Below are 14,529 nucleotides of genomic sequence, written 5' to 3'. Positions count from 1 at the left end.
CGGGGCCCGGGATCCACCGGGTGCAACGCGCGTGGCGCGGGGAATGTTCCCGGGCGCCGGCCGGTGGCTCAGCGGGGGGCCGGCCCGCCGTCCGGGGGCAGCGGACCGCCGAGGACGACGGGGGCGTCCGGGTCGACGGTCGCCGCGCGCGGAACGGTGAAGGCGTCCGGGTCCACGGTGGTGCGCTCGAGGTTCGGCCGGAGGTCGTCCTCGGTCACCCGCACCTCCTCGGGGGTGACGATGGGCTCGTCCTCGGCGGCGGGCATCGGCTCGACCTCCTCGTCGAGGGCCTCGGACCGGCCGCGGCGGTCCCCCGCGCCGTCGTCGTCGGGCCGGGAGAGGAACTCGCCCACCCCGCGCAGGGCGTCGCCCAGCTCGGCGGGGATCATCCACACCTTGTTGGCGCTGCCCTCGGCGACCTTCGGCAGGGTCTGGATGTACTGGTAGGCCAGGAGCTTCTGGGTGGGCCGGGCGCGGTGGATCGAGTCGAAGACCTTCCGGATGGCCTGGGCCTCGCCGTCGGCGCGCAGGATCGCGGCCTTCGCCTCGCCCTCGGCCGAGAGGATGGCCGCCTGCCGCTGGCCCTCGGCCATGAGGATGCGGGACTGCTTGTCGCCCTCGGCGGTGAGGATCACGGCGCGGCGCTCCCGCTCCGCCCGCATCTGCTTCTCCATGGAGTCCTGGATGGACGGCGGGGGCGTGATCTCCTTGATGTCCACGCGCGAGACGCGGATGCCCCAGCGCCCGGTCGTGGAGTCGAGCACGCCGCGCAGCTCCGCGTTGATCTTGTCGCGCGAGGTCAGGGCCGCCTCGAGGTTCAGGCCGCCGACGACGTTGCGCAGCGTCGCGGAGGTCAGCTGGTCCGCGGCCTGGATGTAGTCGACGATCTCGTACGTCGCCGCCTTGGGGTCGGTGACCTGGAAGTAGACCACCGTGTCGATGCCCACCACGAGGTTGTCCTCGGTGATCACGGACTGCGCCGGGAAGGACTGCACCTGCTCGCGCAGGTCGATCAGGGGCAGCAGCCGGTCGACGAACGGGATGAGGAAGTGCAGCCCGGGCGTGAGCGTGGCCTGGTACTTGCCCAGGCGCTCGACGATCCCCGCCCGCGCCTGCGGGATGATCCGCACCGACCGGAGCAGGACGATCGCCACCAGGACGACCAGGAGGACGAGCAGGACGATGACGGCGAGGTCCACGGGTGCCTCTCTCGATGTGGGCGGGGCGGGGTTCGGGCGGAGGTCAGAAGGCCGGGCGCGGGGCGGGCCGGCCGTCGGCGGTCGGGGCGGGGTACGGGGCGACGAGGACGGTGGCGCCCTCGATGTCGTGGACGAAGGCGTCGGTGCCGGAGGGCAGCTCCTCACCCGTCACGGAGCGTGCGCTCCAGGTGTCCCCCTCGAGCCGCACGAGCCCGCCCCGGGCGGTGACCGGGTCCAGGACCTGGCAGGGCAGGCCGATCAGCCGGGCGGCGTTGGACGCGGTCCCGGGCGCGGAGTGGTTGAGCCGCCGCAGGGCGACGGGGCGCACGAGGAAGATCAGCAACACGGACGCGAGCGCGAACGCGACGACCTGCACCACGAAGTTGTCCGTGAGCCAGCTCAGCCCGAACGCCAGCAGGGCCGCCGCGGACATCATGAGGAAGAGGAAGTCCAGGGTGAGCATCTCGACGGCCGCCAGCACGATCACGGCCATCAGCCAGAAGAGCCAGGCGTTGTCGACCAGCCATTCCCACATCCCGATCCCGGCCTTCCGTGCGCCTGCGCGAGGACGTGCCCGTCCTGGTGCCATTGTGCCCCAGCGCACCGACAGGTCCCCGGAACGGCGCGGCGCGCGGTGGCCGGCGGAATAGCGACTGTTCACATGGTGTTCACCCTACTACCGTGGTACCACCGGTCCGGGGGACACGGGCGGCAGCACGCGCACCTCGTCCGCGCCGGCGCCGCCGGACAGGACGACCGATCCCGGCACGGGGAGGAGGCAGGACATGAAGCACGTCACCTCGGTGGCACTCTGCGCAGGTGGGGCCTGGCTGGCCGGCACCGCGACGGCCGTCGTCGGCCTGGCCGCGCTGCAGGCGAGGCTGCCCACCGTCATGACCAGATGGCACTCGGCCGTGCCGGACGTCGAGCGCGCGCTCGTGCTGCTCGGCACGGGGGAGTGCGCGCCCGACGACACCCGCGCCGAGCGGTTGCGCTCCGACCTCGAGCGGCGCCACGGGCGCCCGGTGGTCTACGTGGACCTCACCGTCCGGCCGGGCGCCCCGGCGCGCCAGGTGGCCCAGGCACGCCGGCTCGCGGACACCTTCCACGCCGACCACGTCCTCGACCACGACGTCCTGCGCCACGCCGAGCAGACCGCCGCGCAGGCGCCCGCGGAGGCCGACCCGGAGGCCGGGGCCTGGGCGGACGACGCCGCCGGCGCCCCGGTCCGGTCCGCCTGAGCCCGGTGGGCGACTGACCGACCGCAGCTCCCGCGCCGCCCCGGACCCGAGGGGGCGCACCGCGCCTCGGGCCGGAGCCCGCAACGCGCGTGGAGCGCCCGGGCGCGCGCGTTGCCGTCGAGCACCCCCAGGCCGGCAGGGGCCTCGCCCAGCAGCAGCTCCGTGAACCGGGACGCCAGGCCGGTGCCGTGGACCTCCCGGAGCAGGGGCAGCACGCGGTGCTCGGCCACCGGGGCCGCCGGGGCGTCCCGCCACATGGACGCGCGGGAGGGCTCGTCCCGCACGTCCAGGGGGGACGGCGGGAGCAGATCCGGGTACGTCACGCGCCACACGTCCACCCGCGCCGGCCCGGCGGGGTCGGCCGGCACCGCCGGGTGCACGACGACGCCGGTGGCGTTGCGGGGCAGCCCGGTCACGGCCCCCCTGGGGGACGGACGACGACGCGCCCCGCAGGGCCTCGGTGGCCGCGGTGCGCTCCGGCTCCTCCGGCACCGGGGCCGGGTGCGGCACGGCCGCCATGGACCTGGGAGACTGGGCAGCTGTGGAGCCGTGCGATGTGGAAGGGTGTTCCTGTGGTGAGTGCGAATCGTCCGCAGCCCTATCGGGTCAGTGAGCAGAGGATCCTCTGGGTGGAGGCGGGCACCGGCTACGGCGTGACCTGGGACGGGCGGCGGGTGTCGCCGGTGATCCGGGGACGGCGGAAGACCCCGAACCTGACGGACCTGCTCGACACCGCCTACGCGGCCGGGGCGCAGCGGATCATGCTGACGGGCCGGCTGCCCACCGCCGAGCCGGGCCGGCCGCACTGGCTGATGGCCGACACCCCCGGGTGGCGCCACGGCACCCACTGGCTGGACACCCCGCCCACGGGCCGCTACTTCCACGAGGCGACCCAGCCCGAGGGGGACCCGAGGGCGCGGCCGCTGGAGGTGGCCACCGCCGCCGCGTGGTTCGGCAGCACCCGTCTGGGCATCCACCAGGCCCGCGCGGCGTGGGACCTCGTGGCGGCCGCGCTGCGCCGGTCCGAGCCGAAGCTCACGGCGCTGATGAAGTCCCCGGCCGCGACGGGGCAGAACCTGTGGGCGCTGTCCATGCCCGCCAACCTCGATCCCGCCCCGGTGGACGACGACGTGGCCGAGGAGATCCACCGCACCTCGGGCCAGCACCACATCGAGCACCTGGTCGCCGGCCCCTCGTTCACCGACCACCCCGACTGCGTGCCGCTGATCGACCCGGCGCAGGGGCGGGACAGCATCGAGGGCTTCGCCTACCTCGACGGCCGGTTCATGTACGCGGGGCTGTGCAACGAGCTCGCCGTCGGCCCCGCCCGGCGCCTGCGCGGGATCGACGCCCACTACCTCTTCGAGGAGAGCCCCTACGCCCCGGCCCGCTACCTGATCCGCTTCACCGTCCCGCCCGGCTGGACCCACCTCGGCGTCTGGGGCGTGAAGGTGCCCGGCAGCACCAGCGAGTGGTACTGGCCCAACCGCCCCGGCGCCACCGCCGAGACGTGGGTGGACGCCGCCGAGCTGCGGGTGGGACTGGCCCACGGATGGCGGCCCGACACGTTCGTCGAGGCGGTGCAGTTCACGGCCAAGAAGCCGGCCATGCGCGGGGACACCCGTCTCGTCGCGGCGCGCCCCCTGGACACCTTCGCCGAGCGGCTGCAGAACGCCCGGGAGGCGGTGGAGATCGCCCAGGTCGAGGACGCGGTCAAGGACGCCGCGCGCACCGCGCTGCGGGCGGTCCTGCTGGAGACCATCGGCGCCTTCGCCTCCCGGGGCCGCCGGTCCACCGTCACGGTGTCCTCCACCTTCGAGGTGCCGGAGCAGTACCAGCACAGCATCCGCATGTGGGGCAACCGCATCACCTACCAGGCGCCCAGTCCCGCCACCGAGCGGCAGCGGCAGTTCTACCACCCGGAGCTCGCGGCCCAGGTCTGGGGCCGCGCCCGCGCCCGGGTGCTCGACGGCACCAAGGCCGCCCCGTCCGGAGCGCTGCACGTCGCCCCCCACCAGCTGATCGGCATCAACGGTGACGCCCTCTACACCACCACCGTGCCCACCTGGGCCCTGCCCACCGCCCACGGCGGGGCCGACGACGGCCGCGCCGGGAAGCTGCGCCTGAAAGGCGTGCTCGACGGCCCGCTGCCCCTGCCGGTCACCCGCGCCCAGCGCGACGCGCTCATGCACCGGGCCGAGACGGCCGGGCCCGCGGCCGCGTGGCAGAGCAGCGACGAGGTGAGCGCGTGAGCCCCGCACACCGGACCGCCCAGGAGCTCATCGCGGAGCTCAAGGAGAAGGCGGCGATGAGCAACCGCGAGATCGCCGGGGCCCTGGGACGCGACCCCTCCCTCGTCTCGCAGATCGCCCGCGGGAAGAAGTCCGGGGCGCACTACGTCCGGGCCCTCACGGAGCTGAGCAGCACGGGCACCGTCACCCACCGGCCCGAGCGCCGCCGCACCAGGGCCGGGACCCCGGCCAACGTGCGCGGCCGCCGGGGGGAGCCGTCGCACCAGCCGGCCGACCTCGACCCCAACGCCCGCTACGCCCCCGTGCCCAGGCGCGGGCGCTACGTCCCCGAGAAGACCCACTACCTGCGCAGCGGCGGGCGGATCTACGCCACGGAGTTCCCCAAGACCAAGGGGTCCAAGGGCAACGAGGCCGGCTGGAAGCGCATCGAGCGCCAGATCCGCTCGGCCGCCCGCCGCCGGTACGGCCGGAAGGACCGCCCGCCCATGCGCGTGTCCTTCGACATCACGTTCTCCAACGGCCGGCAGATGCGCCTGGGGGAGAAGGGCGGCTACGACATCCAACAGGTCGTGCGCGCCATCGCCGAGCACGGCGGCAGCATCGAGGGCTGGATCAAGGACCAGGGGCAGCAGCGCTACCTCACCCTGGACACCGGGACCGTGGCGGTGACCGGGGTGCAGATGAGCGTCACCCCCTGGCAGGGCAGGGACTGACCCTGCTGCCCAGGACGGAGCGCTCGGTCCGGTCCCGGCGCCGGTCGGCCGTCCGGTGCCGTGAACCGTGGCCGGGTCCCGGCGGCCGGTCGTAGCGTCGGTGTCACATTGCGGACCGGACCGTCACGGTGCTGCGGGGCGCGGGTCGCTCCTCGGACCGGATCCGGACGGCGGGCCGCGCCGACCACAGGGGGCGACCGGGGCGCTGCTCGTGACCGAAACTTCGCCCCCACTAGGAAAAACGCCCCGAACTCACCGGTCGGGACCGCCCCGGTGCGCGGAGAGGGACCATGGTGGGCCCGCCGGCGCACCACTAAACCGCCCCGGATGGAAGGCTTTTGTGCAACCGTCCACAAATGCCCATCATTCGAGTTGCAGTCTTGAATCGCCCGCGAACACCCTTTTACGGTGGTGTCACCTCGTTCACAGGGGAGGCCTAGCTCACAGGCCTTGACATATTTTCTCTCGCGTGCATGACAGTTTTTTAGTCATGCCCTTTCTAGGGGACATCATGAACGATCTGCACAAGACTCTTGCCGGTGCGGCCATTGCCGCCGCCCTCCTCGGAGGCTCGCTGGGCACCCCCGCGTTCGCGGGCGGGGGTGATGACCACGAGTCTAACGGTCATCACGAAGGCAAATCCAGTGATCACAAGGATTACGATCACGACGACGACAAGTACGAGGAGGACGAGGACAAGGACTCCAAGTACAAGGAGGACGAGGACAAGGACTCCGAGGACGAGAAGGACGAGGAGGAGGACGAGGACGAGAAGTACTTCCACGAGTACGACTGGAAGTACGACGGCGAGCACTGGTACCACGACGACGACGGGGACGACGAGAAGGACGACGACGAGAAGTACGTCCACGAGCACAACTGGAAGCACGACGGCGAGCACTGGTACCACGACGCCGACGACGACGACGAGAAGGACGAGGACTCCGAGGACTCCGAGGACAAGAAGTACCACCACGCCAAGTGGGAGGACAGCGACCACGACGGCAAGGAGGACTGCGACGACGACGACGACGACGGCGACGGCACCAAGGACAAGCACGACGACGACGACGACGGCGACGGCACCAAGGACTACGAGGACGAGCACAAGCACGTGTAGCACTGAGCCGGGCGGCCCGGGAGCCGATCGGCGGACGGGCCACGCTCTGCCGTGAGCAGTTCCTGCCGTCCCGGGCGCTGTCCCTCGTCTGAGGAGGACCGACCACCGGCCGTACGCGTCCGGGCACACGACCCGGGCGGGCAGCGGTCAGGCCGTCACCCACATTGCTGGTGCACCCCATCCGCGCGGCGGGTGGGGTGCACCTGCATGCCCGGGCCCGGTCCTCGAGGTCGTGGTCCCGGCAGCCGGATCAACCGCCCGGTCCGTGGCAGCGGGTCGGCCCGGAGGCCTGGATCTCCTCACGACGGCGGCGCCGGGGGCGCGGGATGGAGCGGCCGCACGGGGCCGCCCAGGACCGTGGCGCTGCTCCGCCCGGGGTGGGCGGGGCGGGCGGTCATCGGCCGAGGGTCGTGCTCGGGGGAACGCCGTAGGTCGCGCGGTAGTGACCGGCGAAGCGGCCGGGGTGGGCGAAGCCCCAGCGGGCGGCGATGCCGGCGACCGTGGCCCCGGTGGTGGGGTCGGCCTCGAGGAGGTCGGCGTGGGCCCCGGCCAGCCGCGCCCGCCGCAGGTACTCGGTGGGGCTCAGCCCCTGGGGGTGGTTGGCCCGGAAGGCCCGGGTCAGGAGGGAGGTGGTGGTGCTCGCCGCACGGGCGGCGTCCTCGACGGTGACCGGTCCGGGGGCGTGGTCGTCGAAGAACTGTTTGGCGATGCGGTAGCGGCGGGTCTGGGCGGCCATGGACAGCGACCGCGTCTGGCGGTCACCGGTCAGGGGAAAGCACTCGAGCACGGCGACGGCCAGGTGCCGGGTGAGGTTGGCGCGCACCAGGGGCGCCTCGAAGGCCCCGGAGTCCACGGTGTCCCGGGCCAGGCGGGCCAGGCCCGACCAGTAGTGGCCCAGGCTGGTGCTGGCCGGGTGGGAGGAGGCGAAGGCCACCGGGACGTTCTCGGAGCCGTAGACCGTGTCGGCGACGTCCTGCAGCAGGTGCGAGGTGAGGTAGACGTTCGTGGCCTCCAGTGCGTCCACGACGAAGAGCGTGGGGCTGCGGGGCCGGAACAGCACCGGCGCCCCGATCCCCGTGCCGGCCTCGTCGCGGGTGGACCAGTCGCAGCGGCCGGCGTGCCCGTGGACGACGCTGAACATCTCCGTGTCGCCCCAGGAGGAGTACGACCCGGCCAGTTCCACGCGGGAGACGGTCAGAGCCTCGTCCCCGGCGCGGAACTCGTGGTAGGAGAAGTCGCGATCGGAGGGGTGGAAGGTGAAGCGCGCGCCGATGGTCGCGAACAGCAACGACGCGGCCTCCGGGTCGGTGGCCGTGAGCTCGTAGCGGAAGGCCTCGCTCACCGGAGTGCTCCGGCTCCGGGCGTGCCACTCAGCGCGGTCGGGCCCCGCCGGCCCCTGCCGCGGAAGGACAGTGCGCACAAGGTCATCCCAGGACCCTCTTCGTCGAGGAACAGCTCACCGTGAAGGTGCTGTGCCCCATGATCCTCGCCGGATCCGGCCGACAGCAACCACCTCTGCCCGCAGGCACGCGCCGTGGCGCGCGTGGGACGACCGCGCGCCGGGCGCTGCGCTGCGGGCACCCCCAGGACACCCTCCCGGCAACCCCGGTCGTCCTGTTCCCCGCCGTGCCCTACGCCGGGTGGTGGGAGGACCCGGGGCGGACCGCCGTGACCGTGCCGGGACGGGGGTCGAGGACCACGCCCGGGCCCGGGTGCGCAGAAGGCCGCCGTCGGGTTCTCACCGGCGGCGGCCTCCTGCTGTCACCTTCTTCAGGTCCACGGTCAGGGGAAACCATGTGCCACCAGGATGGCCCGGGCCTGCTGAACCGGAGCTGAAAATCCTCGGCCCCGTGCGCCCGGTCGAGGGGTTCCGGCGAACACCTCCTCCGGGCACCGCCGGGCCGCCCGCAGCCTGCACAGACGGTCGGACGTGGGCAGTACCCTGAACCCACGCCCTTCAGCCACCGCCCACCCCGGGCGGTACCCCACCGCGCGAGCGCCCGTCGCCGGGCGGGACGTTCCCCGCTGCGCCCCGCGCTGCGCCCCGCTCCGCCCGTACCCCTGGAGGACGGGACATCCGCACTACCCAGGAAAGCACCCCATGGCCACCTCCCTCCTCGGCCTCACCGGCCACCCCCACTCGGGCGCGGACACCGCCGCCGCCCACCTCGTCGCCGCCCACGGCCACACCCGCCTGGGCCTGTCCGACCCCGTCCGGGAGATCCTGCTGGCCGTCGACCCGCTCGTCGAAGGCACCCGACGACGCGCCCGCGACGACGACTCCGGCACCGTGCCCAAGAAAGCCCTCGACGAGTCCCAGCGGCTGATCAACGCCTTCTCCCGGGAGATCTCCCGCCGCGGGTTGCTGGCCGATCCCCAGGACGGACGCATCCGCCCGGCCACCAAGGCCGCCCGCCTCCTCGACCCCTTCTGCGTCCCCGCCCACAGGAACGCCGTCGCCGACCGCCTGTCGGCCCACCTGACCGCCGTGAACGGGGACTGGAGCCGGCTCAGGGATCCCGCCGTCCCCGCCCACCGGGAGATCCACCGTCTCCACCGGCTCCTGCGCACTGACGCGGGACCCCAGATCGACCAGTTCGGCCCTGACCTGTGGGTCCGTCTCGCGCTCACCGCCGCCGCGGCGATCGACGGCCCCGTGGTCGTCGACGACGTCCGTTCCGACCAGGAGGCCAGGGCCATCCGGGAAAGCGGCGGCACCGTGATCCGGGTCCACCGCCCCGCCCCGAACACCGCCGGCAACACCCACTCCTCCGGGGCCGGAGTGAGCCAGCACCTCATCGACACCACCGTCGTCGACGACGGGACACCCCAGCAGCTCCGCACCCTCGTGGACGCCGTGGTAGGTTCCTCGGCGCTCGCCGCCTGACCCGCTCGCGGAGAGGGCCCGGTCGATCCGCCCACGATCTCCGCTCCGTGACTCCGGTCCCTGGTTCCCCACCCGGGCGGTGCCGCTGTCACCAGGTGACGGGGAACTCGTGGAGGCCGTAGATGTCCGAGTCGTTCTTGAAGGGCAGCTCGTCGACGGGCACGGCGGACCGGAGACCGGGGATCCGCCGGAACAGCGTGTCGAAGACGATCTGCAGCTCCAGGCGGGCGAGGTTCTGGCCCAGGCACTGGTGCGGGCCGTAGCCGAAGGCGAGGTGGTGGCGTCCGCCGCGGTCGATGTCGAGCTCGTCCGGGTCGGTGAACACCTCCGGATCCCGGTTGGCGGTGTTGGACAGCCCGAGCACACCCTCGCCGGCGCGGATGAGCACCCCGCCCAGCTCCACGTCCTCCAGGGCGACGCGTGAGGTCCCGAGCTCGGCGATCGTGAAGTAGCGCAGCAGCTCCTCCACGGCGTCGGGGGTTCTGCCGGGGTCCTCGCGCATCGCGGCCAGGTCCTCGGGGTGTTCGACGAGGGCCAGGGTGCCCAGGGAGATCATGTTGGCCGTGGTCTCGTGGCCGGCCACCAGAAGCAGGAAGGCCAGGCTGACCAGCGCCTGGTGGTCGACGGCGCCCTTCTCCTGCTGCCTGCGGATCTGCCGGCCCAGCAGGTCGTCGGTGGGATGCTGTTCCTTCGTGGTGACCAGCTGGTCGAGATAGGACAGCAGCTCGTGCAGTCCCCGCTGGATCTCCTGCACCGCAACGGTGCGCGAGAGCAGCACGGCCGAGCGGGTCTGGAAGAAGTCGTGGTCCGAGTAGGGCACGCCGAGCAGCTCGCAGGTCACCAGCGAGGGGACCGGCAGGGACAGCGCCTGCACCAGGTCCACGGGGCGGGGCCCGGTGAGCATGGCGTCGATGCGGTCGTCCACGATCTGCTGGATGCGGGGGCCGAGCGCGGTGATCCGCTTGAGCGTGAACTCTCCCATCACCTCCCGCCGGGCCGGCCCGTGCTCCGGCGGGTCCATGCCGAGCAGGCTCAGCGAGACCGGGACCGGATCACGGGTGGGCGCCGGGAACCCGGGGCGGTAGCGGTCGGAGCTGAACCGCGGATCGGCGAGCATCGCCCGGATGTCCGCGTGGCGGGTCAGGGCCCACACGGTCATCCCGGAGGGCAGCGTGACCCGGGATATGGGCGCCTCGTCGCGCAACCGCAGATGCTCCGGCGGCGGGGCATAGGGGCACTGCCGGGTGATCGGCAGGGCGGTGGGGTCGGTGGAGGCCATGGGTCACCCAGTCCTTGCAACCGTACGGCGGAACGACTTCCGTGGTGTTCCACGCTACAGAGCGGGGACAAACCCGTCCAAATGCGTCGTGACCAGGAGCGACGGGCCGCGCTCGGTGCTCGTTCGGGTCGTCGGCCCGCGGCGGACCGGTGATCGCTCCGTGCCGTCGTGCCGTGTGCGGGCCGACGCGCCCCCGTCGTCGTCCTCCGCCCGGTCACCGGAGCAGCGGGCACCGTCCGCGCCGGATCGTGACGGCCGAAGCGGACGATGTTCCACCGCCTCCTGCTACTTTTCGGGCAGGGGACGACATCCTTCCGACCGCGCCGCGGTGCCGGCCCTCTGCCGGGGCCGGCCGGGGACAAGGAGGCGGACATGCAGGTCGGTGTGGACCAGTCCAAGTGCTGCGGTGCCGGTCAGTGCGCTGCCCTGGCGCCGGAGGTGTTCGACCAGCGCGACGAGGACGGCGTCGTCGTCCTGCGCGACGCGGCACCCCCGGAGGCCGTGCACGACGCGGTCCGCGAGGCCGCGGCAGCGTGCCCGGCGTCCGCGATCCGGATCGGGCCCTCACGGTGAGCCGCGCCGCGCGGCCACGGCCCGGGCCGGACGCTCCGCTGCCGGCTCCGGCAGGTGACCGGGGCCGGAGAGCGGCAGGAGGAGTTCGAGCCCTCGTGGAGCGGCCAGGCCGATGCCGGCGAGCACCAGGACCCGCCGCCGAGCCGGATCAGCGACAGGGACCCGGCCTGCCGCCAGGCTGGTGGTCACGGTGAGGACGGCGATGCCGTTCCCGCCGCCACCGTGAGTGCCTTGCCCGGTTCATCTCCAGGTTCTGCCCCGCGGCCAGGCTCCCGTCCGTGGGCGCCACCAGCACCCCGACGGACCCGGCGCGATGCCGGTCGCGGCTCGGAGGCCGTCACATCCCGGTCGGTGCTGCGCCGGACCGCGGGGCCGTCGAGCAGATCCGGATGTCCGGGCGGGCCCGCGCCCTCCTGGACGCGACGGTGAGCGTGGACCCGGACCCGGCTCACCTCGTGGACGCCGATGGGTGCCGGCGCCCGGAGTGGGTGATCACCGACCACGGCGGCGTCGGCCGGCCCGCGACCAGCACCACCCCGGCCCCTCGCCTTCCGGCGAGCGGGCACAAGGGTCCGGGAGGCCAGCGTCGAGCCGGAGGGGCCCTGGGCCGCGGCGGTCAGTGGCCGTGCGGCGGGCCGGCGATCTCCAACAGGGCCAGCAGGTGCAGCAGGGGGCCGCCGAGGGCGACGACGGCGACGACGAGGCCGTACCAGTGGGTGTAGGCCCGGTAGGGGTGGGACTGGCTGACCCCCAGCAGCGCCAGCAGCGCCCCGGGGAGCACCAGCCAGTTCGTCCCGGGGAAGGACGCGACCACGAGGGACAGCCCCGCGGCCGAGAGCAGCGTCCAGGCGAGGAAGCCGGGGCCGTCCTCGCGCTTGGCCACGACGTGCCCCTGGACGTCGGTGTAGTGGGTGGAACGTCCGTCGAGACGGTGGTGCTCGGTCATTCGGAGGGGCTCCTTCGAAGGGGGAGTACGGGCGCCACGGGGGCGTGCTCGCGCAGTGCGACGAGGCCATTCTGCCGGGGCTGTGGGCCCGACCGCCGCCGCGGTGGGCGTGTCACTCGAGGGGGCGGTCCCGAGGGACTCGGCGTCCGGCCCGGGGGACGCTGCACGTCTCCGTGCTCCCCGCCGACGAGGCGAGCGCAGCCGTGCAGGGGACCGCGGCCCTGCTGCGGGCTCGCGCGCAGCTCCACCACCCCGGACCCGACGCCCCGCCGGGTCCACCACCGGTCCACGACGTCGTCGTGGCGGTGGCGACTCAGTGGTGGTCGATGCGGATGGTGCCGTTGGTCCTCAGGGTGATCGTTCCGCCCTGGAACCGCTGGACCGTCGAGCCGTCGACGGCGCGGGTCTCGCCGCTCGTGGGGAACCCGAGCCGGCTGGCCGTTCCGCCCAGGCCGACGTACGCGGTACTGATCCTGCCCAGGACCTCCCGGGCACCGGTCGCGGAACTCCGGCAGATCCGGCCCTTCTGGAGCTTCTGGTAGGAGCCGCCGGTGCTGGTGGGCGCCTCGGCGGGGGTGGGGTGGCCCGGTTCGCCGGCCTGCCCCTTCGCATTGAGGTGGCGATCACCGATGGAGCCCTGGGCGGCGGACGCCCCCGTGAGCCGGCTCCGCACGGTGCGGCCCTTGTGGAAGGACTGGACCTAGCCGCCGATGCCGTCGGATGTCTCGCCGGCGATCGGGTAGCCCAGGATCCCCTTCGCGCCACCGGCCCCGGTGGCGGAGCTCCAGTACATCATGCCCCTCTGGAAGCTCTGGGCGCAGCCGCCGGTCCCGTCGGCGGCCTCGTCGGTGGTCGGGACGCCCAGCACCCCGTCGGCCGTTCCGAGACGCTTGTAGGTGGCCTCGATGTTGCTGCGCACCCAGTGGGCGCCGGTGGCGACTGCGACGAGCAGTTCGAGTTCGAGTTCGCCCTGGACGTCCTGCTCGACGGCGTCGAGCGACTCCACCGACTGGGCCGGACTCGTCCCGGACCGGGCTCCCGCAGTCCCTTGGGTTGAGGTCGCCCGGCCCTCCTCAACCACGGGCGCGCGGCCGGGCACCGGACCCCGGGCGATGACCACGGCGGGCGCCGGGGGTGCCCGTCCGGGTGCCCGTCCGGGTGCCGGGGGAACCCTGTCGCGGTCCCGGCAGCGGTCAGGACGGGGTGTTCTCCTCGCACGCACGCCGTCCGAGGGGTCGCAGGTGGTGCCGATCACTGCGCATCCGGGCCGGATCGCGTACAGTGGGGGCAGTTGTTGAAGTTTCGTTTTTGCAGTTCGAGCAGTTCGCCCCGTCGGGGTGCAGCAGTTTTTCTGAGAAGACGTTTTGGCAGGCATCGCAACGCCCGAGTACCCCGAGAGCCGGGGACGCTCCGTTTTCCAGAAAAGGTAGGTCACTTATGACTACTGGCATCGTCAAGTGGTTCAACGCCGACAAGGGCTTCGGCTTCATCACCCCCGAGGACGGCTCCAAGGACGTGTTCGCGCACTTCTCGGCCATCAACTCCGGCGGGTTCCGCTCCCTCGAGGAGAACCAGCGCGTCGAGTTCGAGACCCAGGACGGCCCCAAGGGCCCCCAGGCCGCGAACATCACCGTCATCTCCTGAACTCGCACTGATCTCCTCGTGAGATCCCCGGCGCCGGGCTGAACCGCCTGACGCCGCCCTGGAGTCGCCACCCGGTGTGCCGGGTGGCGACTTCCGCTTTCTGCCTCGTCCCCGCTGCCGGGGTGGCGGTCCTTCACGGTCGCCACCCCGCGCACGGGATGGCCCGCGTCCAGTGGGCGATCGCCGGGTACGACACTGCTGGACGAGAGCCGTCACCCCTTCGGCGATCGCGTCCGCGCCCAGTGGGTGCCCCCGCTCACCGACCGCGAGCTCACCGCCTCGCCGACCCGGGCGCAGATCGCACCGGTCCGACAGCACGCAGGTCCTGCCCGCACCGTCACGGCTGCAGACGAGGGCCCCCGCTGCCACGACACGGAGCCCCGGTGTTCCCGGTGCATCAATGTCTCATGGGGTCCTCGCCCCGTCGTCGGGCGGCCCCTGGCAGCGCCCGGACCGGTCACCGCTGCGACGCGGCGGCAGGAGCGTCCGCGGCCGCTGACGGCCTCGGGCACCTTCCGCCTCCGCAGGCGGGGCCACCCGCGTTCTCCGGCGTGAATCCCCTCCGCCGGGGACGCCACCTGCGGATCTGCCGCTGTCACGGCCTCCACAGGCCTGCGGCGCTTCCCCACGGCGGAGCGCCTTCGCGGTCCCCGCCACGGACACCCCGGGCGCCGT

14 protein-coding genes are annotated in these 14,529 nt (G+C 73.2%); 7 read left to right on the top strand and 7 right to left on the bottom strand.

Going from position 1 to position 14,529, the window contains the following annotated elements; genetic code table 11:
- Positions 1-68: 68 nt before the first annotated feature.
- A complete protein-coding gene (locus ACYSMR_RS00770; protein WP_251334546.1) occupies positions 69-1,199 on the bottom strand; it encodes an SPFH domain-containing protein in 1,131 nt (376 codons plus the stop codon).
- Between the two features lie 43 nt (positions 1,200-1,242).
- Positions 1,243-1,734 carry an NfeD family protein gene (locus ACYSMR_RS00765; protein ID WP_461747089.1) on the bottom strand — a complete coding sequence of 164 codons (492 nt, stop codon included), beginning with the start codon at positions 1,732-1,734 and terminating at the stop codon, positions 1,243-1,245.
- Positions 1,735-1,984: 250 nt separating this feature from the next.
- Between ACYSMR_RS00765 and ACYSMR_RS00760 the strand changes: the two genes are divergently transcribed.
- The 4 genes from ACYSMR_RS00760 to ACYSMR_RS00745 all read left to right on the top strand — a co-directional run bounded on the left by ACYSMR_RS00760 (position 1,985) and on the right by ACYSMR_RS00745 (position 6,525).
- Positions 1,985-2,440, top strand: a complete 456-nt coding sequence (locus ACYSMR_RS00760; RefSeq protein WP_251334544.1) for a hypothetical protein — start codon at positions 1,985-1,987, stop codon at positions 2,438-2,440.
- 629 nt (positions 2,441-3,069) lie between these two features.
- Positions 3,070-4,692 (top strand): hypothetical protein, encoded by a 1,623-nt coding sequence (locus ACYSMR_RS00755; protein ID WP_461747088.1) that lies wholly within the window; start codon positions 3,070-3,072, stop codon positions 4,690-4,692.
- Positions 4,689-5,405: a hypothetical protein gene (locus tag ACYSMR_RS00750; RefSeq protein WP_461747087.1), complete on the top strand. Its 717-nt coding sequence runs from the start codon at positions 4,689-4,691 to the stop codon at positions 5,403-5,405. The genes ACYSMR_RS00755 and ACYSMR_RS00750 overlap by 4 nt, the downstream gene beginning before the upstream one ends.
- Before the next feature lie 511 nt (positions 5,406-5,916).
- On the top strand, positions 5,917-6,525 hold the full coding sequence (locus ACYSMR_RS00745; protein WP_461747086.1) for a hypothetical protein: 609 nt from the start codon (positions 5,917-5,919) through the stop codon (positions 6,523-6,525).
- 394 nt (positions 6,526-6,919) lie between these two features.
- Here the strand turns inward: ACYSMR_RS00745 and ACYSMR_RS00740 are convergent, their stop codons facing one another.
- The gene (locus ACYSMR_RS00740; protein WP_461747085.1) at positions 6,920-7,867 is read right to left on the bottom strand and encodes a helix-turn-helix transcriptional regulator; all 948 of its coding nucleotides are present in this window, start codon (positions 7,865-7,867) and stop codon (positions 6,920-6,922) included.
- Positions 7,868-8,626: 759 nt separating this feature from the next.
- Here ACYSMR_RS00740 and ACYSMR_RS00735 point away from each other — a divergent pair.
- The gene (locus tag ACYSMR_RS00735) at positions 8,627-9,412 is read left to right on the top strand and encodes a deoxynucleotide monophosphate kinase family protein (protein ID WP_461747084.1); all 786 of its coding nucleotides are present in this window, start codon (positions 8,627-8,629) and stop codon (positions 9,410-9,412) included.
- 88 nt (positions 9,413-9,500) lie between these two features.
- Here the strand turns inward: ACYSMR_RS00735 and ACYSMR_RS00730 are convergent, their stop codons facing one another.
- On the bottom strand, positions 9,501-10,691 hold the full coding sequence (locus ACYSMR_RS00730; RefSeq protein WP_461747083.1) for a cytochrome P450: 1,191 nt from the start codon (positions 10,689-10,691) through the stop codon (positions 9,501-9,503).
- A 372-nt stretch (positions 10,692-11,063) separates the two neighbouring features.
- On the opposite strand from ACYSMR_RS00730, the gene ACYSMR_RS00725 reads away from it, so the two are divergent.
- Positions 11,064-11,264: a ferredoxin gene (locus ACYSMR_RS00725; RefSeq protein ID WP_251334537.1), complete on the top strand. Its 201-nt coding sequence runs from the start codon at positions 11,064-11,066 to the stop codon at positions 11,262-11,264.
- 616 nt (positions 11,265-11,880) lie between these two features.
- Here the strand turns inward: ACYSMR_RS00725 and ACYSMR_RS00720 are convergent.
- From ACYSMR_RS00720 to ACYSMR_RS00710, 3 genes are all read right to left on the bottom strand, one after another.
- Positions 11,881-12,210 carry a hypothetical protein gene (locus ACYSMR_RS00720; RefSeq protein WP_461747082.1) on the bottom strand — a complete coding sequence of 110 codons (330 nt, stop codon included), beginning with the start codon at positions 12,208-12,210 and terminating at the stop codon, positions 11,881-11,883.
- A 313-nt stretch (positions 12,211-12,523) separates the two neighbouring features.
- Positions 12,524-12,883, bottom strand: coding sequence for an LGFP repeat-containing protein (locus ACYSMR_RS00715; RefSeq protein WP_251334535.1), 360 nt, complete (start codon positions 12,881-12,883; stop codon positions 12,524-12,526).
- 27 nt (positions 12,884-12,910) lie between these two features.
- Positions 12,911-13,216 carry an LGFP repeat-containing protein gene (locus ACYSMR_RS00710; protein ID WP_251334534.1) on the bottom strand — a complete coding sequence of 102 codons (306 nt, stop codon included), beginning with the start codon at positions 13,214-13,216 and terminating at the stop codon, positions 12,911-12,913.
- A gap of 431 nt (positions 13,217-13,647) precedes the next feature.
- On the opposite strand from ACYSMR_RS00710, the gene cspE reads away from it, so the two are divergent.
- The gene (gene cspE, locus ACYSMR_RS00705; protein ID WP_251334533.1) at positions 13,648-13,854 is read left to right on the top strand and encodes a transcription antiterminator/RNA stability regulator CspE; all 207 of its coding nucleotides are present in this window, start codon (positions 13,648-13,650) and stop codon (positions 13,852-13,854) included.
- The last annotated feature ends 675 nt before the right edge of the window (positions 13,855-14,529 follow it).

The organism is Kocuria sp. U4B, assembly GCF_054875615.1.
The sequence above is the reverse complement of the archived record's forward strand: the minus strand, read 5'-3'. Positions and strand labels throughout refer to the sequence as shown.

Excerpts from the sequence above, each read along its gene's own strand:
- ACYSMR_RS00735 (WP_461747084.1), top strand. The coding sequence starts at position 8,627 with ATGGCCACCTCCCTCCTCGGCCTCACCGGCCACCCCCACTCGGGCGCG.
- ACYSMR_RS00765 (WP_461747089.1), bottom strand. The coding sequence starts at position 1,734 with ATGTGGGAATGGCTGGTCGACAACGCCTGGCTCTTCTGGCTGATGGCC.
- ACYSMR_RS00730 (WP_461747083.1), bottom strand. The coding sequence starts at position 10,691 with ATGGCCTCCACCGACCCCACCGCCCTGCCGATCACCCGGCAGTGCCCC.
- ACYSMR_RS00725 (WP_251334537.1), top strand. The coding sequence starts at position 11,064 with ATGCAGGTCGGTGTGGACCAGTCCAAGTGCTGCGGTGCCGGTCAGTGC.
- ACYSMR_RS00760 (WP_251334544.1), top strand. The coding sequence starts at position 1,985 with ATGAAGCACGTCACCTCGGTGGCACTCTGCGCAGGTGGGGCCTGGCTG.
- ACYSMR_RS00745 (WP_461747086.1), top strand. The coding sequence starts at position 5,917 with ATGAACGATCTGCACAAGACTCTTGCCGGTGCGGCCATTGCCGCCGCC.
- cspE (WP_251334533.1), top strand. The coding sequence starts at position 13,648 with ATGACTACTGGCATCGTCAAGTGGTTCAACGCCGACAAGGGCTTCGGC.
- ACYSMR_RS00720 (WP_461747082.1), bottom strand. The coding sequence starts at position 12,210 with ATGACCGAGCACCACCGTCTCGACGGACGTTCCACCCACTACACCGAC.